We start from the raw sequence: 24147 nt of genomic DNA on the forward strand, positions 1-24147 counted from the left end.
CTTAATTTACTGTTCCAGACGCGCCAATGCTTGTTCCAGCGCTTCCAGTTTTTGGCGGGTGCGCTGCAGTACCGCCGCTTGGGCATCAAACTCCTCCCGGGTAACCAAATCCAGTTTTGCCAGCGCGGCTTGCAGGGCGATGTGCAGCTCGCGTTTCGGCAGTATTTGGTCGGCATTCGGGAATTGGGTTTGCAGTTCATCCAACAGGCGCTGGGCCAGGTCTTTAATCATTTTTCATTCTCGTGATCGATAGGGCGCGCTCTGTGCGTGCGATACCGGAGTGTACCTTTTCCCCCGCGTTGCTGCACCCGCAGTGAACTGGCGGCGGGGCATCTCAATTTACTCAATATGTGGTTTCAGGTGTCGATGTGCACTATTGGTGCTTGTTGTTTAACCGGTTGATCGAAAATGGTGCATGGCTTGTATGCGAACTTAGATATTTGCTGTTTTGAGGCCACGGAATATAGCTATCTATATGATTTTAATGAATTTAATGAAATTGGCCTGCTCTGTGCAAAATCGCTATTGAGTAGTTAATGCCGGCTTTTCAGCGACAACTTCCTATTCAAGCAGTATTTCCGGTGTTTCCCGCACCTTCCGGTTCGGGATTTTTTCAGGAGTGCAATCGATGAAATTGGTAACAGCGATCATCAAGCCGTTCAAGCTGGATGTGGTGCGTGAAGCCCTCTCCGACATAGGCGTGCACGGTATGACCGTCACAGAAGTAAAAGGCTTTGGCCGTCAGAAAGGCCACTCTGAACTCTACCGCGGGGCAGAGTACGTGGTGGATTTTTTGCCGAAAACCAAAGTTGAGATTGCCGTCTCTGATGCTGAAGCCGACACAGTAGTGGAAGCGATCAGTAAAGCTGCCAACAGCAGCAAGATTGGTGACGGGAAAATATTTGTTTCCGATTTGGAGCAAGTGGTGCGTATTCGCACCGGCGAAACCGGTAACGATGCTCTTTAGATCAATAACAAGCGGGCAGGTCAGTACAGCTTGCTAGCATCAGTAAATCACTCAGGAGAATTTATTCGTGAATAAACTAATTCGTATGGGCGCCAAGCTCGCACCGCTGGCCTTACTGGCCGCGCTAATGCTGCCCGCCGGCAGCCTCTGGGCACAGGATGATGTTGCACCTGCTGCTGACGCTGTTTCATCTGTTGCTGCTGAAGCCGTAGTCGAACCCGCTGCTGAAGCTGCAGCGCCGGTAGAAGCTGCCGCTGCACCTGCTGAAGAGGAAGCTGCACCGGTTGCCGCTACTTTTGAGAAGGGCGATATCGCCTGGATGCTGACCGCAACCTTGCTGGTTATCTTCATGGTATTGCCGGGCCTCGCGCTGTTTTACGGCGGTATGGTTCGCGCCAAAAACATTCTGTCATTGTCCATGCAAGTGTTCGTGACCTTCTGTTTGATCGCCGTTCTCTGGTCGATCTACGGATACTCACTCGCCTTTACCCAAGGCAGCACGGCATTCTTCGGTGGTTTCGACCGCTTGTTCCTGAAAGATATGCTCGACGCAGCCGGTAACTTGCTGCCAGCAGCGACTTTCTCTAAAGGCATTTATATCCCTGAATATATGTACGCTGCGTTCCAAATGACCTTCGCTGCATTGACTCCTTGCTTGATCGTAGGTGCGTTCGCTGAGCGTATGAAGTTCTCTGCGGTACTGATCTTCGCAGTGATCTGGTTCACCTTCGCCTACTTACCAGTGGCACACATGGTGTGGTTCTGGGCCGGTCCTGACGCTTACACCACTGCTGATGCTGCCGCTGCTGCAACCGCTGGTGCAGGTTATATCTTCCAACTGGGTGCGCTGGACTTTGCCGGTGGTACCGTAGTTCACATCAACGCCGGTATCGCAGGTTTGGTAGGTTGTATCCTGATCGGTAAGCGTAAAGGTTTCGGTAATTCTTCTCTTGCTCCACACAATGTGCCATTCACTATGGTGGGTGCTGCGATCCTGTGGGTGGGTTGGTTCGGCTTCAACGTGGGTTCAAACCTGGAAGCTAACGCCTTCGCTGCGCAAGTATTCATCAACACCTTCCTTGCAACTGCTGCTGCAGTATTGGCCTGGACCTTCGGTGAGTGGGTAATCCGCGGTAAACCAACCATGCTGGGCGCTGCTTCAGGTGCGATTGCTGGTCTGGTTGCAATCACTCCAGCTTGTGGTTGGGTTGGCCCGATGGGCGCGCTGGTAATCGGTATCGCTGGTGGCTTCATCTGTATGGTTGCCGTAATCAAACTGAAAGCTTGGTTGGGTTATGACGATTCACTCGACGTATTCGGCGTTCACTGCGTAGGCGGTATCGTTGGTGCGATCCTGACTGGCGTGTTTAACAGCCCAGACCTCGGTGGTACCGGTGTGTACGACTACGTTGCTGGCACTTGGGGCTTCGCGGGTATAGGCGCACAAACCTGGATCCAAACCAAAGGTGTATTGATCACCATCCTCTGGTCCGGTGTAGTGTCTTTCATCGCGTTCAAACTGATCGATATCGTAATCGGTCTGCGTGTAACTGAAGAAGTTGAGACCGAAGGTCTTGATACTGCAGAACACGGTGAGCGTGGCTACCACATGTAATTGTTAGCAGAAGGCTCCTTGCGCAGGTAAGGAGCCTTTTTTGATTGAGCTTATCGCTGACGAGGAAGACTAATGGAAGACAATATTTACCATATCCAGTATGCCCTTGATACCTTCTATTTTTTGATTTGCGGTGCCTTGGTCATGTGGATGGCAGCTGGCTTCGCGATGTTGGAATCCGGTTTGGTCCGCGCTAAAAACACAACGGAAATCTTGACCAAAAACGTTGTGCTCTACGCAACCGCCAGCATCATGTATCTCGCCTGTGGTTACGCCATTATGTACGGCGGCAACTTTTTCCTGAGTGGTATTGGTGTTGTTGATGTCACTGAAACACTGAAGAGTTTTTCCGAGCGTGAAGATGGTATTAGCGGCGGTGCAATTTATTCAGGTGCGTCTGACTTTTTCTTTCAAGTGGTATTTGCCGCAACCTGTATGTCGATTGTCTCCGGTGCTGTTGCCGAGCGGATGAAACTCTGGGCGTTTTTGCTGTTCTCTCTGTTTATGGTTGGCTTTATTTATCCAATGCAAGGTTCATGGACCTGGGGAGCAGAAGGCGTATTTGGCTTGAATCTGGACGACCAGTTTGGCTTTAAGGATTTCGCCGGTTCAGGTGTTGTCCATTTAGCCGGTGCGTCTGCCGCCTTGGCCGGTGTGATACTGCTTGGTGCGCGCAGAGGTAAATACGGTCCAAATGGTGAGATTAATGCAATTACCGGCGCTAATTTGCCATTGGCAACTTTGGGTACATTGATCCTCTGGTTCGGCTGGTTCGGCTTTAATGGTGGATCAGTGCTCAAACTGGGTGATATCGCCAGTGCCAACTCGGTTGCTGTGGTGTTTGTAAATACCAATGCGGCGGCGGCGGGTGGTCTTATTGGTGCATTAATCGTCGCGCGTATCCTGTTTGGTAAAGCTGACCTCACCATGATCCTCAACGGCGCCTTGGCAGGTTTGGTTGCGATCACCGCAAGCCCGGATACTCCAAGTCCATTGGCATCTGCTGTCATTGGTGTGATAGCCGGCGTATTGGTTGTGTTCTGTATCCTGACTCTGGATAAGCTGCGTATCGATGATCCGGTTGGTGCTATTTCGGTACACGGTGGTGCAGGCTTATTTGGATTATTGGTCGTCCCCTTCACTGCTGAAGGCACCAGCTTCCTCGGTCAATTAACCGGTGCGCTGACCATTTTCGGATGGGTATTCAGTGTTAGCCTGGTGGTGTGGTTTGCGATCAAACTCGTCATGGGCATCCGCGTTACAGAGGAAGAAGAGTTCGAAGGTGTGGATTTGGTCGAATGCGGTATGGAGGCCTATCCAGAGTTCACTAACAAGTAATTGCTCGACAAAACCGGGTGGCGATTGATGTGCTTACATCGGTCGCCACTGTAAAAACCCTTATCACTTACTAAAGTTGTTGTTGATTCGCGAAGCTTGGGTGTATCTTTACCTCAAGTTACCGGACTTAAGCTAACCCGATGTTAGTATGAGTTTTCCGGCACCAGCATTCACAAGACTCCAGCAAAGGAATTAATAATGAAACTGATTACAGCTGTTGTAAAACCTTTCAAACTCGACGACGTCCGCACTGCTCTGTCAGATGTTGGTGTTCAGGGGATGACGGTGACTGAAGTTAAAGGCTTTGGCCGTCAAAAGGGTCACACCGAACTTTACCGCGGTGCTGAATACGTAGTTGATTTTTTACCGAAAGTAAAAATCGAGTTGGCAGTAGACGACTCAATGGTTGAGCAAGCGGTAGAGGCAATTACCAAAGCAGCACAAACTGGCAAAATTGGTGATGGTAAAATTTTCATCGCTCCGCTGGATGAAATTATTCGTATCCGTACCGGCGAAACCGGTTCTGATGCTGTTTAATTAAACTGCTGGTTTACAGTCGTTAACAAACGGCTGTGGATAATAAAAACGTCACCTAATCAGTGGCGTTTTTTTATGGTAAAAATTCACTGCGTTAATTTGTATCAATCAATAAAGTTGTGCGCGGGATAAAAAATACGCAAAAAAAGTTGCTCATTTATACGGCTGGATCTATAGGTTGTATACAGACAGTGGTGAGCGATGCAGGAAAATTTTTTCTGCAACAAAAGCGTGTAATGATATTGAATTATGCTCGCGAGTTGCGCTCAATATTGGGTGAGCAATTACCGTGGATTGTGTCTATACAAAGGGATGGTATAGAGGTGCGGCCAGTGTTAGCCAGGACACATATAGCAGCCTGTTGAGTAAAAAATCAGCCACTGCTGTAACTTTTTTTCACGCTTAATGTCAGCTCTAGACTTGCGTAGGGTTAATAACTAAAATCCGCCGCAATGGCTGTCAGTAAGAGAAAAAAAGCCTAAAAATTCATCACCAATTATCATGACGTTTGAAAGAGTCTGCGCTATAAATTAGCCGGAGCCGTCAGCGAAGTGAAGTTAGGCTTCGGCGGGATGAAAATACTAAGAACTCACATTGTAAAAGTTTCAGGTGACATTATGACTGATGAAGATTCCATTAACGACGAAGAGCTGGATGATACTGGTGCAGACGGCGAGGATGATGCTGACGATGGCGATGATGCTGTTGATAGCGATAGTGATGGAGCAAGTTATGCCAGTTCGTCCTCCAAGGCGGCTGCTGAATCAGAAGCGCTAGAGGATTTCAGTATTGCATCGCGCCAGAAGGCACGCGATGAACTGGAAGATCAAATTGCGGCGTTCCTGGCGCGCGGTGGCAAGATCAACGAAGTGCCGGCTAACGTTACTGCTGATCCACCAAAAAAGCCGACCCCTGACTACGGTGGTCGCCCCATCTAAAAAGTCGCTGTCCGCTATCGGCTCCTAACGGGAGCCGATTTGTTTTCAGGGATTTGTCGGATCAAATCGTTTCTTCTTTAAATCCATAGGCTTAGCTCAAGTCGCCTGGTTGATTTTTGCGCTGCCGAATGCTGGATTTTTATCTCTTTCTTTGAGTAGAATGGCGTGGCTTTTGCGTAGGTTCCACACCTTACCCAGTGCCGGTTTTTACTACCACTTTTACTACTGTTGTTACTACCAATGTCCCGACTGCACATCGCGCGTGACTACTGATCCCTGTCAAAATAACTAGAGGAGCTCTGTCGAGGTGAATGAACCGCGCGCCCTGCTAAATCTCAATAATCTGTCCAAGACGTATGGCAGTAACCGAGTTCTCGACAATTTCGATCTCACCATTTTTGACGGTGAATTTTTCACCTTGCTAGGCCCGTCTGGCTGCGGCAAAACTACCGTGCTCAGAATGATCGCGGGGTTGGAAGATACTGATACCGGCAATATCCAGTTAGATGGCCAGGATATTGGCCAAGTGCCTGCTGAAAAGCGTCCGATCAATACCGTATTCCAAAGTTACGCGCTCTTTCCCCATATGACGGTGTTCGACAACGTCGCCTTTGGCCTGCGTATGAGTGGCGTAGCCAAAGAAGAAATCGCCCCCCGTGTGGCGGAAGCATTGGAAATGGTGCGCCTTGGTGATTTTGCCCAGCGCAAGCCGTCGCAACTCTCAGGCGGCCAGCAGCAGCGTGTTGCTATCGCGCGCGCGGTAGTGAATCGCCCCAAATTGTTATTGCTCGACGAATCCCTCTCGGCGCTCGATTACAAATTGCGTCAGCAAATGCAGATCGAACTCAAGCGCCTGCAGCGCAAACTCGGCATCACCTTTGTGTACGTGACCCACGATCAGGAAGAAGCGCTGTCCATGTCAGACCGCGTAGTGGTAATGAACAAGGGCAAGGTGCAGCAGTTGGGTACGCCGCGCGAAATCTACGAGCAGCCTGCGAATTTGTTTGTGGCCAAATTTATCGGCGAGATCAACCAGCTTGCCGGCGAGATTGTCGAGATCGATGGCAATCACGAATACGAAGTAAAAGTAGAAGGTTTGAAGTGGCGTTTGCACGCCGAGCACAACTTCAAAGTGGGCGATAAGGTAAATGTGTTGCTGCGCCCGGAAGATGTGCGCGTGGAATACATCGATGACCCGCATCCCGACCAGTATTTGGTGGGTACGGTGATCGAGCGCAACTATAAGGGTAAAACCCTCGACTCCCTGATTCGCTTACCTTCCGGTATTGAAGTTATCGCCAGCGAGTTCTTCGATGAAGATGATCCTTCATTCGATTACAGCCTGAACCAAAAGGTGGCGATCAAGTGGGTGCCGGGCTGGGAAGTGGTGTTGCCTCATGAAGACTAATGTCGGCCAGTTCCGTTTTTGGGCCATTGGGCTCGCCAGTGTCTGGCTGACACTGTTTGTTTTCTTTCCCAATTTATTGGTGATCTTCACCAGCTTTCTCACGCGCGATCCACAGGCGACCGTCAGTTTGCCGATCAACGCCGATAGCTACATCCGCACCCTGGATTTTCTGTATCTGAAAGTATTGTGGGATTCGCTGCGCATGTCGCTGCTGGCGATGATTGTGTGTCTGTTTATCGGCTATCCCTTTGCGATGGCAATTGTGAGTTTGCCCAAACGTTGGCAACCGGTGATTTTGTTTTTGGTGATTTTGCCTTTTTGGACCAACTCGCTGGTGCGTACCTACGCGATCCAATTTATTTTGGGTAACCAAGGCATCATCAATAAATCGCTCATAGGCTTGGGGTTGATCGATAAACCACTGCAATTGCTCTATACCCAGTTCGCGGTGATTCTCGGCCTCTGTTACATCCTGTTGCCGTTTATGGTGCTGCCACTTTATTCTGCGCTGGAAAAACTCGATGTGCGTTTGCATCACGCCGCGCGCGATTTAGGGGCGGGCCCACTGAGCCGTTTTTGGCATATCACCGTGCCGCTCACATCGCCCGGTATTGTGGCGGGTTGTTTGATGGTGCTGTTGCCAGCGATGGGTATGTTCTACATCTCCGACTTGCTTGGCGGGGCCAAAAACTTGCTGCTCGGTAACGTGATCAAAACTCAATTTCTGCATACCCGCGATTGGCCGTTCGGTTCGGCATTCAGCGTTATTTTGATTGTGCTGCTCGGATTTATGCTGTGGCTCTATTTCCGTGCATCCCGCTTTGTCAGCAAGCAAGGAGGACTCAATGGCTCCGATTTTTAGATGGGGTTTCATGGGGCTGATCCTGACGCTGATCTATATCCCCATTTTGGTGCTGGTCGTGAACTCTTTTAATGCATCCAAGTACGGCATTAAGTGGGGCGGCTTCACTTTCAAGTGGTACGAAAAGTTTTGGAACAATGATGGTTTAATGACGGCAGCCCTGAATTCGCTGACGGTTTCGATAGTGGCGGCCAGTGTCGCGACGATCATTGGCACGCTTGCTGCTGTTGCATTACACCGTTATCAGTTCAAGGGTAAAGCGCTGCTGTCGTCGATGGTGTTTGTGAGTATGCTGACACCGGAAATTGTGATGGCAATTTCGCTGCTGATTGTATTTATGGCGCTCGGTATCAAACTGGGCTTTGTGTCGCTGGTGATTGGCCACATCACTTTCTGTTTACCGTTTGTGATTGTGGCTGTCTATTCGCGCCTCAAAGGGTTTGATATGAAAATGCTGGAAGCCGCACGCGATTTAGGCGCGAGCGAGAGCCGTATTTTCTGGAAAATTATCCTGCCGCTGGCATTGCCTGCAGTGTCGGCGGGTTGGCTATTGAGTTTTACCCTGTCGCTGGATGACGTTATCGTGAGTGCGTTTGTCACTGGCCCCGGATATGAAATCCTGCCGCTCAAGGTGTATTCCATGGTGCGCGTAGGTGTATCGCCCGAGGTAAATGCGATATCGACGATTTTGCTCGTTGTTTCTTTGGTACTGGTTGTTATTTCCCAACTTCTCTTACGTGAGGATAAATAAGATGAAAAAATGGTTGGCTCTGGCCGCTGCCTTAATGATCGGTGGATGTTCCGATAAACCTGCAAATCAGGCTCCTGCTGAAACTGCAGCCACACCAGCAGCGCAAGCTCCTGCTGGCCCACAAAAAGTTGTGATCTACAACTGGACCGAATACATTCCCGCTGCCGTTCTGGAACAATTCACCAAAGAAACCGGTATCGAAGTTGAATACGCCACTTACGAAAGTAACGAGGCGATGTATGCCAAAATCAAATTGATGGAAGGTAAGGGCTACGACATCGCCGTGCCATCTACTTTCTATGTAGAAAAAATGCGCAAAGAAGGCTTGATCCAACCGATCAAAAAAGACTTGCTGACTAACTACGGCCATCTCGATCCAAACATGATGAACAAGCCGTACGATCCCAATAACGATTTCAGTGTTCCCTACCTGTGGGGCGCGACTTCGATTGCGATCAACAACAAAGACGTTGATGCCAGCAAAATCACCAAGTGGGCTGATTTGTGGAAGCCGGAATACAAGGGCAAGTTGATGATCATGGACGACGTCCGTGACAACTTCTACGTAGGTCTGCGCGTTGCTGGTTTCCAGAACAACAGCACCAATGAAGAAGAAATCAAAGCGGCTTACGAGAAGCTGAAAACCCTGTGGCCAAGCATCAAGGTGATCAACTCCGACTCGCCAAAAACCCCATTGATCCAGGGTAACGTCAGCATCGGCGCTATCTGGAACGGCGAAGCCTACATGGCGCAACAAGAGATGGAAGACCTGCAGTACATCTATCCTGAAGAAGGTGCGGTACTTTGGGTAGACAGCTTTGTGATTCCAAAAGGTGCTGCTAACGTAGAAAACGCGCACAAGTTCATCGATTTCATGCTGCGTGCTGAAAGTGCTAAAGCGGCTATTGAAGAGCTGGGCTACGCTGCACCAAACACTGCCGGTATCGCGCTGTTGGACGAAGCATTGCGCACCAACAAAACTGTATTCCCTGCGGCGGAAGATATTGCCAAAGGCAGCTTCCACCAGGATCTGGGTGATACCGTTCTGGTTTACGAAAAATACTGGGAATTGCTGAAAGCGGGTCAATAATCCGCCGCGCGATTCACGAAAAAGCCAGCCTCAGTGCTGGCTTTTTTTCGCCCTAAATTCCGCTCCGCCAATATCGACCGTCCCCATCCTGAATCAGAGTGGTATCATGGCCGCTATTAAACGAATAGCGTGATTTTTTGCCATGACCTACACCTCGCGCCCTTTGCGCATCGCCACCCGCAAAAGTTTGCTTGCCCTCTGGCAGGCAGAATACGTCAAAGCCGAATTGGAAAAACACCACCCCGGCCTGCAGGTCGAGCTGGTTCCGCTCACCAGTCGCGGTGATAAAATTCTCGACGTTCCCCTCGCCAAAGTCGGTGGCAAAGGCCTGTTCGTTAAAGAGCTGGAGCAGGCGCTGCTGGCCAATGAAGCGGATATCGCCGTGCACTCCATGAAAGATGTGCCGATGGAATTTCCGCAGGGCTTGGGCTTGTCGGTGATTTGCCCGCGTGAAGACGCACGCGATGCATTCGTCTCTAACCGTTTTGCTTCCCTTGATGAATTGCCGCAAGGCGCTGTTGTGGGCACTTCCAGCTTGCGCCGCCAATGCCAATTGCTGGCGAGTCGCCCTGATTTAGAGATCAAATTTTTGCGTGGCAACGTACAGACGCGTCTGCAAAAATTGGACGATGGTGAATACGATGCAATTATCCTCGCCGCCGCGGGTCTTATCCGTCTGGAATTGAAAGAGCGTATCCGCGCCTACATCACACCCGAGCAAAGTTTGCCGGCGGGTGGGCAAGGTGCGGTGGGAATTGAATGCCGGTTGGATGATGCGGCTACCATCGAATTGCTTAAACCTTTGCATCACCAAACCACTGCCGAACAAGTGCTGGCTGAGCGCGCGATGAATCGTCACCTGCAAGGTGGCTGTCAGGTGCCCATCGCCTGCTACGCGCTGCATCAAGATGACAATTTATGGCTGCGTGGTTTGGTAGGCTCACCTGACGGTAGCCAAATGTTATTTGACGAAATTACCGGGCCAGTCGCCGATGCTGAAAAAATCGGTATTGAATTGGCCGAGCGTTTACTCGCGGCGGGTGCGGATAAAATCCTCGCCGAGGTGTATGCGGACGCGGAATAAACCATGGTTGATTCGCTGCAAGAACATCGCATTGTAATAACCCGGCCAGAGGCGCAAGCAGCACCTTGGGCTGCGCAATTGGAATCATTGGGGTTTACCACCGCGCGCCTGAATTTATTGGCGATTAGCGCGGTGGAAGATGAAGCCAAAATCCGCGCGATTAAAAACAAAATCCTGGATTTTGATCTCTACCAGAAAGTGATTTTCGTCAGCCAGAATGCAGTCGACTATGGCATGGAGTGGTTGGAAAATTATTGGCCGCAGCTGCCGATAGGAATTGATTATTTTGCGGTGGGTTCGACAACGGCAAAAAAATTGGCCAGCTATGGATTGCGCGTGCAAGATTTGGCCGTAAGTGAAAGCGGCGGCATGACCAGTGAAGACTTGTTAAGTGCGGAGCACTTGCAGGGTGTCGATGGTGAAAAAATTCTGATCTTTCGCGGCTGTGGTGGGCGCGGTCATCTCGCAGAAGAATTGCGTAAACGTGGTGCCAAGGTTGAGTACTGCGAATTGTATGAGCGCCAATTGCCTGCAGGGGCAAACGCGCAATTAACGGAAATAATCGCCGCTGCAGAAACACAATCCGGTGCAATAATTTTGTGTTTGCACAGCGGCGAGAGTTTGCAGAATCTGCATCATTTAATTAATGGTTTGGGTTCTCCGCTTCGAGAAAAAGTGCTGGCTTTATTTCAATCCACTTTATTGTTAGTGCCAAGCCAGCGCTTGGTGAGTGCAGCCCAAGCAGCAGGATTCAAGCGCATCATTTGTGCAGAGAATGCTACGGATAACGCCATGACGGCGGCTTTGTTAAATTATTGTCGCACGCAAGAGTGCATTTCATTACAGGATTAACACAGTGACTGATTACGATTCGACCATCGAGCAACAACCTGTCAGCCCCGCGCCTGCTGCAGCACCAGCGCCCGCAAAAAAACAATCGGCCAACGTTGGCTTGTTGTGGTTGTTCGTAATTTTGATTATCACCGCAATTGGTTTTAGCGTTACCTTTTTCTATAAGCAGACGCAAACCCAGGAGCAAATCATTAGCGATTTGCGTGCGCAGGTTGAGCAGCAAACCCAGGCTGTTGAAGCTCGCCAACAAGTACTGGAAGACACGCTCGATAAAGAATTTGTTGAGCAGCAAGCGGCAGTGCAAGCAAACCTGAATGATCTGGCCGAACAGCTCGATAGCAACAACGCACGCTTGTTATCCCTGTCGAGCACCAATCGCGATGAGTGGAAGTTGCAGGAAGCCCAATATTTATTGCGCCTTGCTGACCAGCGTATTCTGTTGGAAAAAGACAGCCAGAATGCACTGGCGCTGGCATTGTCAGCTGATGATGTATTGCGCGATATCGACCAGGCAGATTTGGTCAGTGTGCGCAAATTATTAGCCGAAGAAATTGCGGTATTGAAACTGGCCGGTGTGATTGATCGCGAAGGTATTTATTTGCGCTTGTCGGCCCTGTCCAACCAGATTGATGCAATTCCTTTTATCGAACCTCTCGGTACCCAAGTTGATGTGCTTGAAGAAGATGTTGTGCCTGAAGATGAAACCCTTAAACAAAAAATCACGCGCGGTTTTTATGCGCTGCTGCACAAGTTAGGTTCCTATGTGCGTGTGCGCGACCATGGCAAAGAGATCAATGCTGTACTGCCACCCGCAGAGCAAAAATACTTACAACAAAATTTACGCTTGATGCTTGAGCAAGCGCAGGTTGCCCTGCTACGCAACGAAGAGGCGATTTATCAGGAAAGTTTGGTAAAAGCGCAAAACTGGATCAACCAGTATTACAACCTCAACGAAAAAGCGTCAGCGGCGCTAGAAGAATTGCAATCCTTGCAGCAGGAAGAAATTTCACCCGACCTGACTAATTTCAGTAACTCGTCATCCGCGCTGACTGAATATATCGACAAGCGCGAAAAAATGGCCGCTGCCCGTCGTGGGGTGCGCTAATGAGACGTCGCCTGATCAAAGCAATTCTATTCCTGCTATTTATTGCGGTACTGTTTTTTTTACTCTGGCGCGGTGATGGTTACTTACTGATTGCCTATGGTACAAAAACGATCGAGATGACCCTGTGGGTTGCCGCCTTTGCGCTGGTGATTTTATATCTGCTGGTGTGGTCGGTACGTAAACTGCTGCTGGGCGGCGCAGAGATGGCGCGCCGGTTCCGCGAAATGTTTCTGTTCGGCAGTGTTGAGCGCGCGCAAAAACGCGCTGCCACCGGCATGGTGGATTACCTCACCGGCGATTGGCTGGAAGCGCGCAAAAAATTAGTGCGCACCTTGGATAAGGTCGAATATCCACTCGCTAACTATATTGCCGCTGCACGCAGCAGCTTTGAAATGGGTGATGAAGCCGAAGCCGATAACATTCTGGATAAAGCGCTTACCATTGCACACAGCGAATTACCTGTTGCATTAACGCGTGCGCGTTTGCATGTGCAAGCGGCGCGCTACGAAAAAGCGATCGAAATTTTAAAACCGATTGATATAAAAATGCCGCGTCAGGCCGCCGTGTTGGACTTGATGCACCATGTGTATATCGCGCAGAAAAATTGGCGCGCACTGGAAGACATGTTCCCGGCAATGCGCAAAGCAAAAGTGTTATCTAACGTGGAATTTACCGCGTTGGAAGTGATGCTGGCCTGTGAAAAAATGAAAGCACTGGGCGAGCAAAGCAAATCCCTGCTGATTGCCGAGCGTTTGCCCGCGTTGCAAGTGCAGTGGAAATCCTATTCGCGCAGCCTGCAAAAAACACCTGCAGTTGTCACTGCTTATGCGCAAGCGCTGGCGGAAAATTATCATGACCAGGAGGCGGAGGTAGTTGCGCGTAGAGCCTTGTCCAGTAATTGGTATGAGCCATTGGTTAGCTTGTATGGTCGTTTGCAAGTGAAAGAAATTCACGGCCAGATTCGCACAGTTGAAGGGTGGCTGAAAGGGCGCCCACAGGATGCAGCTTTGCTGATCACCATGGGGCGCTTGATGCTGCGCAACCAGCAGTGGGAATTAGCGCGCGAGTATTTCCAGCGCAGTTTGAATCAGCAGCCGACGATGGAAGCAACCTTGGAACTGGCGCGCTTGATGGAAAAACTGGGCGATCACAAAAAGAGTGCCGATTACTACCAGCAAAGTTTGCTGCTTGCCGGGCACAATAAGTAACTCTGCGCTACACAGGCGTGTCAGTGCAAATTCCTTTTCTGCATAAATTTTCGCTGCGCAGCAAATCTTTTGTGGATTTGTTGCGGCGGCGAAAAATTCTGTCGTTTCTTTTGTTTGTTGTTATCTGCAGTTTTCTTGCCCTGCAGTTTTCACCATTACCAGCAAGTCTCACCCAAACTCCCTACGCCACTTTATTGTTAGCGCGCGACGGCAGTTTATTGGGCGCGAGTATCGCGGCCGATCAGCAATGGCGTTTTGCGCCAGTTGAATCCTTGCCTGATAAATACAAAAAATCGCTCCAACTATTTGAAGACCAGTATTTCTATCAGCATCCGGGCATTAATCCATTCGCCATCAGTCGGGCGATGTTGGGCAATATCCGCGATGGCAAAGTGACTAGCGGTGGTAGCACTATCACCATGCAGTTAGCGCGCATGTTGCGGCAAGCGGAATATCTTGCCGCTGATCAAAAATTACCGCCGCGCAATATCAGCAGTAAATTATTGGAAGCGGGCAGTGCGCTGCAACTTGAGTGGCGTTTTAGTAAAGATGAAATATTAATTCACTACGCAAGCCACGCGCCCTTTGGTGGCAATATTGTCGGCTTGCGCGCAGCGGCCTGGCGTTATTTTGGCAGGGCACCAGAAGATTTGTCCTGGGCCGAATCAGCACTGTTGGCTGTGTTGCCTAATAGCCCGGCATTAATTCACCCGGGGCGTCAGCGCGATTTGCTAAAACAAAAGCGCGATAAGTTATTGGTGCGTTTGCGTAACGAAAATTATTTTTCCGATCTGGATTTGCAGCTCGCCCTGATTGAGCCTCTGCCTGAGCGACCACAGCCTCTGCCGCAGATTGCAGCGCATCTATTGGCAACTCTAAAAAAATCCAATCCAACCCAGACAATATTTAATTCCACCCTTGATCCTTTTATCCAGCGCACGGTTAATCAAATTGTCGAGCGCCATGGCGTGCGTTTGGCAAGCGAAGGGGTAAATAATATTGCACTGGTGCTAATTGATCATGAACGAATGGAAACGCATGCTTACATCGGCAATCAGGCTTGGCAGCAACAACATCGCTACGCGCCGGATCTCGATATAGTGCAGCGCCCGCGCTCCACCGGCAGCATTCTAAAACCCTTGCTTTACGGTTTAATGTTGCAGGAGGGGCAGCTAGCACCGACCAGTTTAATTCCCGATATCCCCACTCAATTTGGCGGCTACAGCCCTAAAAATTATGATCGCAGTTTTCGCGGAGCAGTTCCTGCGCAATTTGCGTTAGCGCATTCGTTGAATATTCCTTCGGTGCGTATGCTGCGCGATTACGGTATTGGCCAGTTTCAACAGCAACTGCGCAACATGGGCATGAAAACATTATTTCGCCCGGCGGATGATTATGGGCTCACGCTTATATTGGGCGGCGCTGAAGGGACCTTGTGGGATTTAACCGGAATTTATGCGCAGCTTGCAGCTAGCGCGCGCGATGGTGATGTGGATCAATACGCTCCCGTATTATTGTTGCAGCAAAAAAAATTGCAGGGCAAACCGATCATTAAACAAGGCGCTGCTTGGCTTACCTTGCAAGCGCTGATCGAAGTGGCGCGACCGGGCAACGATAATTATTGGCGGGATTTTTCCGGCAGCCAAACAATCGCATGGAAAACCGGCACCAGTTATGGGCTGCGCGATGCATGGGCAATTGGCAGTAATGCGCGCTACACACTCGGGGTCTGGGTGGGTAATGCCGGTGGTGAAGCGGCGAGTTTTATCAGCGGCCAAACCAGTGCTGCGCCGATTTTATTTGATGTATTTGATGCGTTGCCGAGCACCAATTGGTTCGCCAAACCTGTGCATGCATTAAAAACGATTGCTGTCTGTAAAGATGACGGTTATCTCGCCGGTGGTCAGTGCGATGCAATGGATATTGAAATTCCTACCGCCAGCCATTTTGATAAGGTGACTCCATACCATCGCAATATCCATCTTGATCATGCGCAACAATTTCGCGTGCACAGTCGCTGCGAAACGGTAAGTAACATGGAGCCTCACGCGTGGTTTGTGTTGCCGCCGACACAGGAATTTTACTGGCGCCAACATCACAGCGAATATAAATCGCTCCCGCCCTGGCGCAGCGATTGCCTGAAAGATTTATTGCAGGTTGATGAGGATCAGCCCATTGAATTGGTTTATCCCAATGAAGAGAGCCGCATTTATATTCCGATGGATTTGGATGGCAAGCGCAGTCGCGTCATTTTAAAAGCAATCCATCGTAATCCGGCGGCGGTGTTGTATTGGCATCTCGACGATGAGTTTCTCGGCGAAACCAAAGTATTTCATGAGCGCGAAGCGGCGCTTGAACCGGGAGTACACAAGCTGTTGGTGGTTGATAAACAAGGCTACCGGTTAGAGCGGCGCTTTCGTGTGATCGGCAAAGAGTAAATTGCGTTGCTGGTCATTCCCGTTTGTGATGGCTAAGCGCGTTTGAGCTCTAGTCGATTTTCCGTTTTAATGACCAAACATTTTTATTGGATTTTTCCCATGCCCAGTTTGAATTTACAAATCGTTATTGCCGCTGTGCTCGGTGTCCTAATCGGCTCCTGGGCAAGTGGGCTCGCCGATGACTCGTTAACGAAAGATTATCTGCTTTACGGCGCGGGAATTGCGGGCAGTTTCTTTATCGATTTATTGAAGATGGTGCTGATCCCGCTGGTATTCACTTCTATCGTCGTTGGTGTGGCGAATTTGCAAGCGCATCGACAGGCAAACAGGGTGTGGAAATACACACTCATCTTTTTTGTCTGCTCTACATCCCTGGCGATGATTCTGGCTTTGGTTGCGACCAATATTGTTAAACCGGGCGAGGGTTTGCATTTATCTATGTTTGCCGATGCGATGGAGAATTTTTCGGCCAAGCAAATGACCCCGGGCGAGTTTTTTGTGCAATTCATGCACAGCCTTTTCCAGAACCCGTTCAGTGCCTTGGCCGAAGGTAATATTTTATCGGTAGTGGTGTTTGCGTTATTTTTGGGTGTTGCCTTGGTGATGAGTGGTGGGCGCGCCAAGAATGTATTGATCGTATTGCAAGAGTTTCTGGACCTGATCATGCGCATTGTGGGCTGGATTATGTATCTGGCTCCTCTGGGTATTTTTGCACTGCTGATTAAATTGGTTGCAACACAAAACTCCGAGTTGCTAAGCACCTTAAGCGTGTTTATCGCGTTGGTCTTTGTTACCACTATTGTTCATGGTGCAGTGGTGTTGCCTGCAATTTTATATGCGATTACCAAAAAATCGCCGTTGTGGTTCTGGCGTGGATCGCGCGAAGCCTTGATCACAGCGTTTGCAACCAGCTCCAGCTCGGCAACCTTGCCAATTACCATGCGCTGTACCGAAGAAAATTTAAAAGTACGCAAAGAAATTGCCGGTTTTGTGGTGCCCATGGGGGCAACTATTAATATGGATGGCACTGCACTCTATGAAGCCGCTGCTGCGTTATTTATCGCCAATCTTGTCGGCATTGACTTAACTCTCGGGCAACAGCTGATTGTGTTTATCACCGCGATGATTGCCTCTATGGGCGCACCGGGAATTCCCAGTGCCGGTATGGTGACTATGATTATGGTATTGCAATCCGTAGGTTTGCCTGCAGAGGCGATTGCAATCCTGTTGCCGATTGACCGTGTGCTCGACACTATTCGCACCGCAGTCAATGTGCAGGGCGATATGATTGGAAGCGTGGTAGTGGATAAACTGGTGGGTGATGACGACGCACAACCTGTATCCACCAATACATAATTACGTCTGTCAAAACATAAAGATAAAAAATGCCGCTCAATTGAGCGGCATTTTTTTTTGGGTCTGTTTTTCATTTCGCCAGCAGTTTTAAACTTCTCGTTTAAATGGCACTTTGGTGGTCATATAGGTTGCGCTGCGCCATACCCATTCAACCGGTCCGTAATAAAAACGTTTAACCCACCAGTGCGCCACAACAATTAATAAACCGTAAAACGCGATCCCAAACAAGAAACTGTTGGTTTGGCCGATGGTTTCATACCAACCCAACCCAAAGGGATAAAATAACGGAACACCAATCACCGCCTGAACCAAATAAATACTCAGGCTAATACGCCCGCAAGGTGTGAGCAGGTTAAGAATTTTCCCGGTGGGTTGCCAGAGGTAAAACTGCATAAACAAAAGCAGCAGCGAGGCCATAATCGCGGTGCTGGAATAGGAGCCGACTATCTGCTCCAAATACATTTTTGCCATTCCTTTTTCTTGCAGTGCATCAGCGGGCAATTGTTTGATATAGGTTTCGAGGCTGAAAAAAATGGCAGCGGCTGCAATTGCTATCACCACTGCGCGCGCCCGCGCTTTAACGAATTTTTCCGGCTGGGTAAAAAAGCCAATTCGTCCCAGAATCAAACCGATAATAAATAAACCGATCAACTGTAAGCCACGCCCGGATTCTACAAAATACAAACACTTGGCCATCAATCCATCCCAACTGTTAAGTGCGATCAAGTCAGAGAAACTGGCCTTGGCAATTGCAGCATAAACCTCGGGATAAACCGCCCAATGCGAAGGAGCATCATTTGCACCGGGTAAATTACTGAGCGCTGCATAAAATTGGTAGTAAAAAGGTATCTGCACCAAGCAGAGCAGGGCGGTGATTAACAACCAACGATTATTCAATCGCTGCACGAACAGCAAACTCAAACCTATAACGCCTAACACAAAGAGAATATCGCCGAGGTACAAGAGCGTATGCAGATAGCCGATGGCCAGCAAAATCAGCAATCGCCACGCAAAGCGATAACTAAAATCTACACCCTTGCGCGCCTGGTTATCCATGATGATAAAAAAGCTCAGGCCAAACATCAGCGCAAAAATCGCGTAGGCCTTGCCGGCGAATAAAAAGAATACGATGTTGTGCAGTGTGGTTGGATCTTGCTTGATCCAGTAAAGCTCAAAGTATTCCATAAAATGCACAAGGCAAATTCCCATGAGCGCAAAACCGCGTATAGCATCGACCAATTCGATACGTTTTGGTTTGGACGGAGCAAGGGAGAGTTCGGGCGGCGTACTGGGAATGTTTTGCATCGGCAATACCATTTATTAGCATGTAATTAATATTATGGGTTTAGTCTAGCGACCTTTATCATTTTGGCGATTCAAGAATGGTTAATCGTTCGAACTTGCGTCCGGATGCGTAGCACTTTTTAATAATCCAATATCACTTTTGTCGATTCCGGTTTCGCTTTACGCACTGCGTAAAGTGATCCCTCCGCTAAAATCGCGTCTTACCACTTTTTAACAATCGGTTTACACAAATACCCTCTATACTGCGAGCCAGGATTTCTTCCTCCTTCCTGGAGCTGTTTGTGGACTCTTCCCCTCCTTTAATATCGCTTAACGATAAGCGTGCGTTTCGGCGCGCGGTCATTTTTTTATCGCTACCGGTCGCAGCGCAAATGCTATTGCAATCCATGCTGGGCATGGCCGATGTGATTATGGTTGGCGATCTGGGCTCAACCGCAATTGCGGCGGTAGGCCTTGCGGCAAAAATCCATTTTCTACTGCTGGTGTTAATGAGCGGATTGGCAACCGGCTGCAGTATTTTGATTGCCCAATACAGCGGCGCGCGAGATTTTGCCAGTTGCCAGCAGACCTTAGCCGTCACTTTATTTGTGGGCACGCTGGTGATGTTGCCGCTCACGCTTGCGTTTGGTTTTGCATCCAACACCTGGGTGAGCTGGATTAATCCCGATCCGGAAGTAACAAAACTGGCGGCGCAGTTTTTAATTATTACCGCACCGGTTTTATTGTTGACCCAGTGGATTGTTATTTACGAGGCATCTTTGCGCGCGCTGGGCAGCACGACCATGCCGTTGATTGCTGGTGTGATTGCAGCGCTGATTAATATCCTCATCAACTATGCATTGATCAACGGTAACTGGGGTTTCCCTGCATTAGGTGTGGCCGGTGCAGCTTGGGGCACATTGATCGCGCGTGTTTTTCAATTGCTGATTATTGTTGGTTGGGTCTACGGGAAAAAACACGGCTTCGGTTTAAGTGTGGCGCAGATTAAAAAAGGTTTGGATAAAGTCCAGATTCATCGCTACCTCGCTTTTTCATTGCCGCTGGTTGCCAACTACGCGATCTGGGCAGTGGGCAATTCTACGTATCATTTAGTGACTGGTTATGCAGGAACGGAAGCGCTCGCAGTAATGGGCGTGATAGTGCCGATTGAAAGCGCATTCTTTGCATTATTCGTCGGCCTTGCCAATGCATCGGCAGTATTGATTGGCCGCGAGTTAGGCGCAGGTAACAATGAAACGGCATGGCACCTGCACAAATTCTTTGACCGCATTACGTTTATGTTATTAGTCCTGTTCTGCGCTGCGCTCTGGTTTGCGCGGCCATGGGTGTTGATGATATTTGACCAACTGGATGCAAAATCCACCGAGCTTTTATTTAGTACCTTGGGTGTGTTCTGTTTATTGGTTTCGGTAAAAATAATCAACATGATGCGCATCATCGGTGTGTTGCGCGCTGGCGGTGACAATCGTTTCACCTTGATCACCGATACCATTGTCATGTGGGTATTCGGTTTACCGATTTATATCGCCGTGGTATTTTTGACCAAAATATCGTTTGTCTATATTTACGCGCTGATGTTTTTCGAGGACGTCTTAAAGTTTATCCCGGTGATCCGCCGCATTGGCAGCCGCAAGTGGATGAACAACCTGACCCAACGTTAACAACCGATCTTCCCAAGTATGAGCCAGTCTGCAGATGCATAGAATAAGTATCAATGAGGCATGGATTCTTGTGGGGATCTATCGCGCGCAAATTGCTGGTGAAGGTAGTTTTGCAGCAATCATTTCCTCGCTACCGGATATTGGTTGGTCAATACCGAGCCATAGTGATTTTGCTGCGGCCTATAATAAATTTTTGTATATCCGTTTTATCCACGCAGAAGGCGATAACACATCGCTGACTGATGCAGCAAAACAGCTGGTGGAATCTGCAAAAAATTCTCTGCCAGTGGATAGCAATGAGCAGGAATGGGTCGATGGTGTTTACCAGGTTTTATCGACCTACAAATTAAAAAGCATGTGTGCGCGGCAGGTATGGACAGAAAACCAATACCTCGCGGCCACTGTCAATTTAACCAAGGAATAGATCAATGCTAATAAAAATAGATAACTTAACCGCTCCCGAAGTTGCCCAACTATTAAATGAACATCTGCAGGATATGTATGCAATATCACCGCCTGAAAGTGTGCATGCACTGGATCTGGAAAAGCTGCGCAAACCTGAGATCACCTTTTGGACGGTGTGGGATGGCAATAACCTTGCCGGTTGCGGTGCGATAAAACAACTAGCTAACGACCACGCAGAAATTAAATCCATGCGCACCGCCCATGCCTATCGCGGCAAAGGCGTTGCGGTAAAAATCATGGAGCATATTATGGTTGTGGCAGGAGAAAGAAATTACCAACGACTAAGCTTGGAAACCGGCCCACAAGATTTTTTCACCCCGGCACGCAAACTCTACGAACGCTTCGGTTTTGAATACTGCGGCCCCTTCGGCGATTATGGCGAAGATCCTTACAGTACCTTTATGACTAAATCGCTGATTTAAGTGTTAATAAAAAAGCCGTGCGAAATTTTCGCACGGCTTTTTCTATTCTTGTTGTTTATGTCAACGCTTAATTTTCTTTAAAATCTGAGGCGCACGGCAGTTAAGCCAGGTTATGAGCGGTTTTACCGGCAACATTTTCGCAGTTCGGTTGTCCTCCATAAGCGGAAATTTATATTCTTACGTAAATCGTTTAAATTTAAAATTCCGAATTAATTAATGCTTGATACATTGCAAACTGCCAATGATTTATAAATGTAGCGCCTTCCATTCCGGGCACAAGCAGCACATTTATGATTTCATCTTTAGAAACCTCATGAGATCGCATACGATCGATCTGAGATAATACAACTCTTAGTTGTTTAGCTGCTTGCTTAGAGTATCGACTTGCAATATTAAAATCATTGAAGTGCTTTTTGGCTCTTTTCTTATCAAGCTCTTTCCAATGTGTTGGTGGATTAACAAAGTACTCAAAATGACCAGGTTCATTGCCATCACCAATTTCGAATTTAGCATAAACCCACTGTTCGGAGAAAAAATGTGGTTGGTCTAGATATGGTTGAATTATTTGATCTTCTGGTCTAGAGGAATATGCGTGCTTTTTTTCAGCCAAATTGCAGTCAAGACATGAAGGTACTAAATTCGCAGGTAAAATCGAAAATTGTGGGAAATGAGCTTTTGGTAAAAAATGATCCAAATTCCGCGGAGTACCTATTCCCCCACAAAACGGACAGTCCTCTTGAGCAGAGTTTAATAATGCATCATATATTTTACGGGCAGGCTTTTTTTCTGGAACAAAATAGGTGGTGTAAAATTTATTCAGCTCAGACTTTAATAAGTTTCCAACGACCACAGGATCTTGACCTAGTTCGGGAGCTAATGCTGGAATAGTATAAAGCTCTCCTGTATTTGCAGAGCGCAGATAGACATTCTCGCAAGAATCAAGATCATTCTTGTGCTGTGTAAGCTTTGCATGTAAATTGGGATTTCCAGTGATTCCCTCATGACAAAGCTCAATGGCCTGAAGATGTGTATAGGCGATAGCATCAATTTTCATCATTGGCATCACCTCTTTCTCGATCAGCAATCATGGCTTTGAGAATTGCTCTTCCCTCAAAACCAAGATTGTTTTTATAGTCATTCAATATTTCATGATAATCTTTTCCACTAGCCACGGATGTGGCGAGTAGGCTATGGAAGCCAGACCTCTCAACTTCTAAACCGAAAACCTCACTCGTAAGAACTCCTACGTTTTCAGCAAACGTTTCAATTTTTGGTCTTTCATTTTGAACATCTTCACCCTTTCTAAATATTTTCCAAACACATAATTTTGGTATTTCTTGAAGTACCACTGGCGAGTGAGTTGCTATAATTGCTACACCATTTCGATCGTGCAGCAAATCTCCAAGCGCACGAATAAACGCTGAAAGAAGCGGAGGGTGTAAATGGCTTTCAGGTTCATCAAGTAAAACAAGTGTCTTTTCTTCAACTTTTGAAACCAACTCAGTAATAGTCAACAATACAATCGCATGACCGGAACTCATTTCCGATAAAAGCGGTTTTACTAACGAATAATATTTTTGTTTTGCATCAACGTGGACGAATGAATTGTAATCATCCTGAAGCTCTTCTAGAAAAAAAGAATGTAGGCGTTCAAGCCTCATAGAGGAAAAGTTATCGTCAGATCCAAGCTTTTCAATTGAGGATAACCATCTTTTAGATTTGGCACCATCTTGGAAACACTTTAAAAGTGCAGAAGCACAATCAAGATGAAGCTCATCGATTGTTTTGTGAAAATTAATATTCTTTTGATTCTTCAGCCCTATATAAAAATAGCATGTACCTTTTGCTGGGTCAGATTGCTCTGGTGGTGGTGGAAAAGGATCAAATGCACTAAACGAAACTGATACAAGGCTACTAAAATAATCTGTGTCTATATCTTGGTCTCCATACCAGGTAGTTTCATAAAACTTACCTTGAGAGCTAGCCTTATTGGTTATGGCTTGGATCATTCCGTTTAATAGAGTTGTCTTCCCCGCGCCATTTCTACCGATGATGGCATGAATGTTAGTACTAGGACTGGCTTCGGCATCTACATTAAAAATTAAATCCAAACCTCCAAATGTGTCCGTACTTGGTCGAATAAATTTAAAATTAAAATCAGTTAGTTCAACGCCTCCTTCCAGTACTCTCGAATACTGCCCTTTTACTATTGAGAGACTCTGGCTGCGAAGAAGTGAAGTTCCAAATACACTCTCTTCAGATATGGTCTCTATTATTGCAGGGTTCTGTACAATATCTCTAAGGGCAAGCAACATAGCTTTAGAATCGGGAATATCTCTCATTTTTTTGTAAAACTCGAGCCCGTCTCCAAGAGAGAAGTAGCTTTCATCTAAGTCTTCAAATGTATTTGGCAGTTTTTTATACGTTGGGATGTCTTCCGTTTGACCTTTAAACCCGATTTTGATATCTCCAATTTTATGAAGTACCCCTTCACGGTCATGAAATGAAAGGAAAAACATTGTGACAAATGAAAAATCATTCCATCGATCTATTTTTAAATATGCTGTATCACGTCCTGTATCAGGCACCCAACTATCGTGATTCAATACTCTAAACTGCATATACAGGTATCCTTAAATTTATACAGTGAAAGAACAGGAATTTATTTTCTATTGGCTTATCCGCGATAACTATTCGCTTCTTCAACGTATTCAATAAGCGCAAAAATTAGCACGATGATTCAAT

General features: G+C 47.9%; 22 protein-coding genes. 18 read left to right on the forward strand and 4 right to left on the reverse strand.

The genetic code is table 11. From position 1 onward, the window contains the following. Nucleotides 1-6: 6 nt before the first annotated feature. A complete protein-coding gene (locus tag AAGC78_RS09415) occupies nucleotides 7-231 on the reverse strand; it encodes an accessory factor UbiK family protein (RefSeq protein WP_435783814.1) in 225 nt (74 codons plus the stop codon). A gap of 397 nt (nucleotides 232-628) precedes the next feature. On the opposite strand from AAGC78_RS09415, the gene AAGC78_RS09420 reads away from it, so the two are divergent. From AAGC78_RS09420 to AAGC78_RS09490, 15 genes are all read left to right on the forward strand, one after another. Next, complete coding sequence (locus tag AAGC78_RS09420) at nucleotides 629-967, forward strand: P-II family nitrogen regulator (protein ID WP_435783815.1); 339 nt, start codon at nucleotides 629-631, stop codon at nucleotides 965-967. Nucleotides 968-1034: 67 nt separating this feature from the next. Beyond that, nucleotides 1035-2582 (forward strand): ammonium transporter, encoded by a 1548-nt coding sequence (locus AAGC78_RS09425; RefSeq protein ID WP_435783816.1) that lies wholly within the window; start codon nucleotides 1035-1037, stop codon nucleotides 2580-2582. Between the two features lie 72 nt (nucleotides 2583-2654). Next, a complete protein-coding gene (locus tag AAGC78_RS09430) occupies nucleotides 2655-3920 on the forward strand; it encodes an ammonium transporter (RefSeq protein WP_435783817.1) in 1266 nt (421 codons plus the stop codon). 198 nt (nucleotides 3921-4118) lie between these two features. Then, nucleotides 4119-4457 carry a P-II family nitrogen regulator gene (locus tag AAGC78_RS09435; protein WP_007639554.1) on the forward strand — a complete coding sequence of 113 codons (339 nt, stop codon included), beginning with the start codon at nucleotides 4119-4121 and terminating at the stop codon, nucleotides 4455-4457. A 617-nt stretch (nucleotides 4458-5074) separates the two neighbouring features. Then, nucleotides 5075-5395, forward strand: a complete 321-nt coding sequence (locus AAGC78_RS09440) for a hypothetical protein (RefSeq protein WP_435783818.1) — start codon at nucleotides 5075-5077, stop codon at nucleotides 5393-5395. A 307-nt stretch (nucleotides 5396-5702) separates the two neighbouring features. Continuing rightward, nucleotides 5703-6803, forward strand: a complete 1101-nt coding sequence (potA, locus tag AAGC78_RS09445) for a spermidine/putrescine ABC transporter ATP-binding protein PotA (RefSeq protein ID WP_435783819.1) — start codon at nucleotides 5703-5705, stop codon at nucleotides 6801-6803. Beyond that, nucleotides 6793-7665, forward strand: coding sequence for a spermidine/putrescine ABC transporter permease PotB (gene potB / locus AAGC78_RS09450; RefSeq protein WP_435783820.1), 873 nt, complete (start codon nucleotides 6793-6795; stop codon nucleotides 7663-7665). The genes potA and potB overlap by 11 nt, the downstream gene beginning before the upstream one ends. Then, nucleotides 7649-8416 carry a spermidine/putrescine ABC transporter permease PotC gene (gene potC / locus AAGC78_RS09455; RefSeq protein WP_435783821.1) on the forward strand — a complete coding sequence of 256 codons (768 nt, stop codon included), beginning with the start codon at nucleotides 7649-7651 and terminating at the stop codon, nucleotides 8414-8416. Before potB ends, potC begins: the two co-directional genes overlap by 17 nt. Before the next feature lies 1 nt (nucleotide 8417). After that, nucleotides 8418-9506 (forward strand): extracellular solute-binding protein, encoded by a 1089-nt coding sequence (locus tag AAGC78_RS09460; protein WP_435783822.1) that lies wholly within the window; start codon nucleotides 8418-8420, stop codon nucleotides 9504-9506. A 142-nt stretch (nucleotides 9507-9648) separates the two neighbouring features. Then, nucleotides 9649-10590: a hydroxymethylbilane synthase gene (hemC, locus tag AAGC78_RS09465; RefSeq protein ID WP_435783823.1), complete on the forward strand. Its 942-nt coding sequence runs from the start codon at nucleotides 9649-9651 to the stop codon at nucleotides 10588-10590. 3 nt (nucleotides 10591-10593) lie between these two features. Next, on the forward strand, nucleotides 10594-11442 hold the full coding sequence (locus tag AAGC78_RS09470) for a uroporphyrinogen-III synthase (protein ID WP_435783824.1): 849 nt from the start codon (nucleotides 10594-10596) through the stop codon (nucleotides 11440-11442). Nucleotides 11443-11446: 4 nt separating this feature from the next. Next, the gene (locus AAGC78_RS09475) at nucleotides 11447-12547 is read left to right on the forward strand and encodes a uroporphyrinogen-III C-methyltransferase (RefSeq protein ID WP_435783825.1); all 1101 of its coding nucleotides are present in this window, start codon (nucleotides 11447-11449) and stop codon (nucleotides 12545-12547) included. Next, complete coding sequence (locus tag AAGC78_RS09480) at nucleotides 12547-13755, forward strand: heme biosynthesis protein HemY (RefSeq protein WP_435783826.1); 1209 nt, start codon at nucleotides 12547-12549, stop codon at nucleotides 13753-13755. The genes AAGC78_RS09475 and AAGC78_RS09480 overlap by 1 nt, the downstream gene beginning before the upstream one ends. A gap of 23 nt (nucleotides 13756-13778) precedes the next feature. After that, on the forward strand, nucleotides 13779-16193 hold the full coding sequence (pbpC, locus tag AAGC78_RS09485; protein WP_435783827.1) for a penicillin-binding protein 1C: 2415 nt from the start codon (nucleotides 13779-13781) through the stop codon (nucleotides 16191-16193). Between the two features lie 99 nt (nucleotides 16194-16292). Beyond that, the gene (locus AAGC78_RS09490) at nucleotides 16293-17549 is read left to right on the forward strand and encodes a dicarboxylate/amino acid:cation symporter (protein WP_435783828.1); all 1257 of its coding nucleotides are present in this window, start codon (nucleotides 16293-16295) and stop codon (nucleotides 17547-17549) included. A gap of 87 nt (nucleotides 17550-17636) precedes the next feature. On the opposite strand, the gene AAGC78_RS09495 is transcribed toward AAGC78_RS09490, so the two are convergent. Beyond that, nucleotides 17637-18854, reverse strand: a complete 1218-nt coding sequence (locus tag AAGC78_RS09495; RefSeq protein WP_435783829.1) for a DUF418 domain-containing protein — start codon at nucleotides 18852-18854, stop codon at nucleotides 17637-17639. Between the two features lie 281 nt (nucleotides 18855-19135). Between AAGC78_RS09495 and AAGC78_RS09500 the strand changes: the two genes are divergently transcribed. The 3 genes from AAGC78_RS09500 to AAGC78_RS09510 are packed head-to-tail and all read left to right on the forward strand — an operon-like array spanning nucleotide 19136 to nucleotide 21402. Further along, nucleotides 19136-20515 carry an MATE family efflux transporter gene (locus AAGC78_RS09500; protein WP_435783830.1) on the forward strand — a complete coding sequence of 460 codons (1380 nt, stop codon included), beginning with the start codon at nucleotides 19136-19138 and terminating at the stop codon, nucleotides 20513-20515. A gap of 34 nt (nucleotides 20516-20549) precedes the next feature. Further along, complete coding sequence (locus AAGC78_RS09505; RefSeq protein ID WP_435783831.1) at nucleotides 20550-20939, forward strand: hypothetical protein; 390 nt, start codon at nucleotides 20550-20552, stop codon at nucleotides 20937-20939. 4 nt (nucleotides 20940-20943) lie between these two features. Continuing rightward, a complete protein-coding gene (locus AAGC78_RS09510) occupies nucleotides 20944-21402 on the forward strand; it encodes a GNAT family N-acetyltransferase (protein WP_435783832.1) in 459 nt (152 codons plus the stop codon). Nucleotides 21403-21598: 196 nt separating this feature from the next. Here the strand turns inward: AAGC78_RS09510 and AAGC78_RS09515 are convergent, their stop codons facing one another. Beyond that, nucleotides 21599-22459 (reverse strand): HNH endonuclease, encoded by an 861-nt coding sequence (locus AAGC78_RS09515; protein ID WP_435783833.1) that lies wholly within the window; start codon nucleotides 22457-22459, stop codon nucleotides 21599-21601. Further along, on the reverse strand, nucleotides 22446-24023 hold the full coding sequence (locus AAGC78_RS09520; RefSeq protein ID WP_435783834.1) for an AAA family ATPase: 1578 nt from the start codon (nucleotides 24021-24023) through the stop codon (nucleotides 22446-22448). Before AAGC78_RS09520 ends, AAGC78_RS09515 begins: the two co-directional genes overlap by 14 nt. Nucleotides 24024-24147: the final 124 nt, after the last annotated feature.

Source organism: Cellvibrio sp. (assembly GCF_039207905.1).
Classification (GTDB): domain Bacteria; phylum Pseudomonadota; class Gammaproteobacteria; order Pseudomonadales; family Cellvibrionaceae; genus Cellvibrio.

Bases quoted from the DNA above. Each gene is read 5' to 3' on its own strand.
- AAGC78_RS09415 (WP_435783814.1), bottom strand. From the start codon at position 231: ATGATTAAAGACCTGGCCCAGCGCCTGTTGGATGAACTGCAAACCCAA.
- AAGC78_RS09420 (WP_435783815.1), top strand. From the start codon at position 629: ATGAAATTGGTAACAGCGATCATCAAGCCGTTCAAGCTGGATGTGGTG.
- AAGC78_RS09430 (WP_435783817.1), top strand. From the start codon at position 2,655: ATGGAAGACAATATTTACCATATCCAGTATGCCCTTGATACCTTCTAT.
- AAGC78_RS09435 (WP_007639554.1), top strand. From the start codon at position 4,119: ATGAAACTGATTACAGCTGTTGTAAAACCTTTCAAACTCGACGACGTC.
- AAGC78_RS09440 (WP_435783818.1), top strand. From the start codon at position 5,075: ATGACTGATGAAGATTCCATTAACGACGAAGAGCTGGATGATACTGGT.
- potB (WP_435783820.1), top strand. From the start codon at position 6,793: ATGAAGACTAATGTCGGCCAGTTCCGTTTTTGGGCCATTGGGCTCGCC.
- potC (WP_435783821.1), top strand. From the start codon at position 7,649: ATGGCTCCGATTTTTAGATGGGGTTTCATGGGGCTGATCCTGACGCTG.
- AAGC78_RS09460 (WP_435783822.1), top strand. From the start codon at position 8,418: ATGAAAAAATGGTTGGCTCTGGCCGCTGCCTTAATGATCGGTGGATGT.
- hemC (WP_435783823.1), top strand. From the start codon at position 9,649: ATGACCTACACCTCGCGCCCTTTGCGCATCGCCACCCGCAAAAGTTTG.
- AAGC78_RS09470 (WP_435783824.1), top strand. From the start codon at position 10,594: ATGGTTGATTCGCTGCAAGAACATCGCATTGTAATAACCCGGCCAGAG.
- AAGC78_RS09480 (WP_435783826.1), top strand. From the start codon at position 12,547: ATGAGACGTCGCCTGATCAAAGCAATTCTATTCCTGCTATTTATTGCG.
- AAGC78_RS09490 (WP_435783828.1), top strand. From the start codon at position 16,293: ATGCCCAGTTTGAATTTACAAATCGTTATTGCCGCTGTGCTCGGTGTC.
- AAGC78_RS09495 (WP_435783829.1), bottom strand. From the start codon at position 18,854: ATGCAAAACATTCCCAGTACGCCGCCCGAACTCTCCCTTGCTCCGTCC.
- AAGC78_RS09505 (WP_435783831.1), top strand. From the start codon at position 20,550: ATGCATAGAATAAGTATCAATGAGGCATGGATTCTTGTGGGGATCTAT.
- AAGC78_RS09510 (WP_435783832.1), top strand. From the start codon at position 20,944: ATGCTAATAAAAATAGATAACTTAACCGCTCCCGAAGTTGCCCAACTA.
- AAGC78_RS09515 (WP_435783833.1), bottom strand. From the start codon at position 22,459: ATGATGAAAATTGATGCTATCGCCTATACACATCTTCAGGCCATTGAG.
- AAGC78_RS09520 (WP_435783834.1), bottom strand. From the start codon at position 24,023: ATGCAGTTTAGAGTATTGAATCACGATAGTTGGGTGCCTGATACAGGA.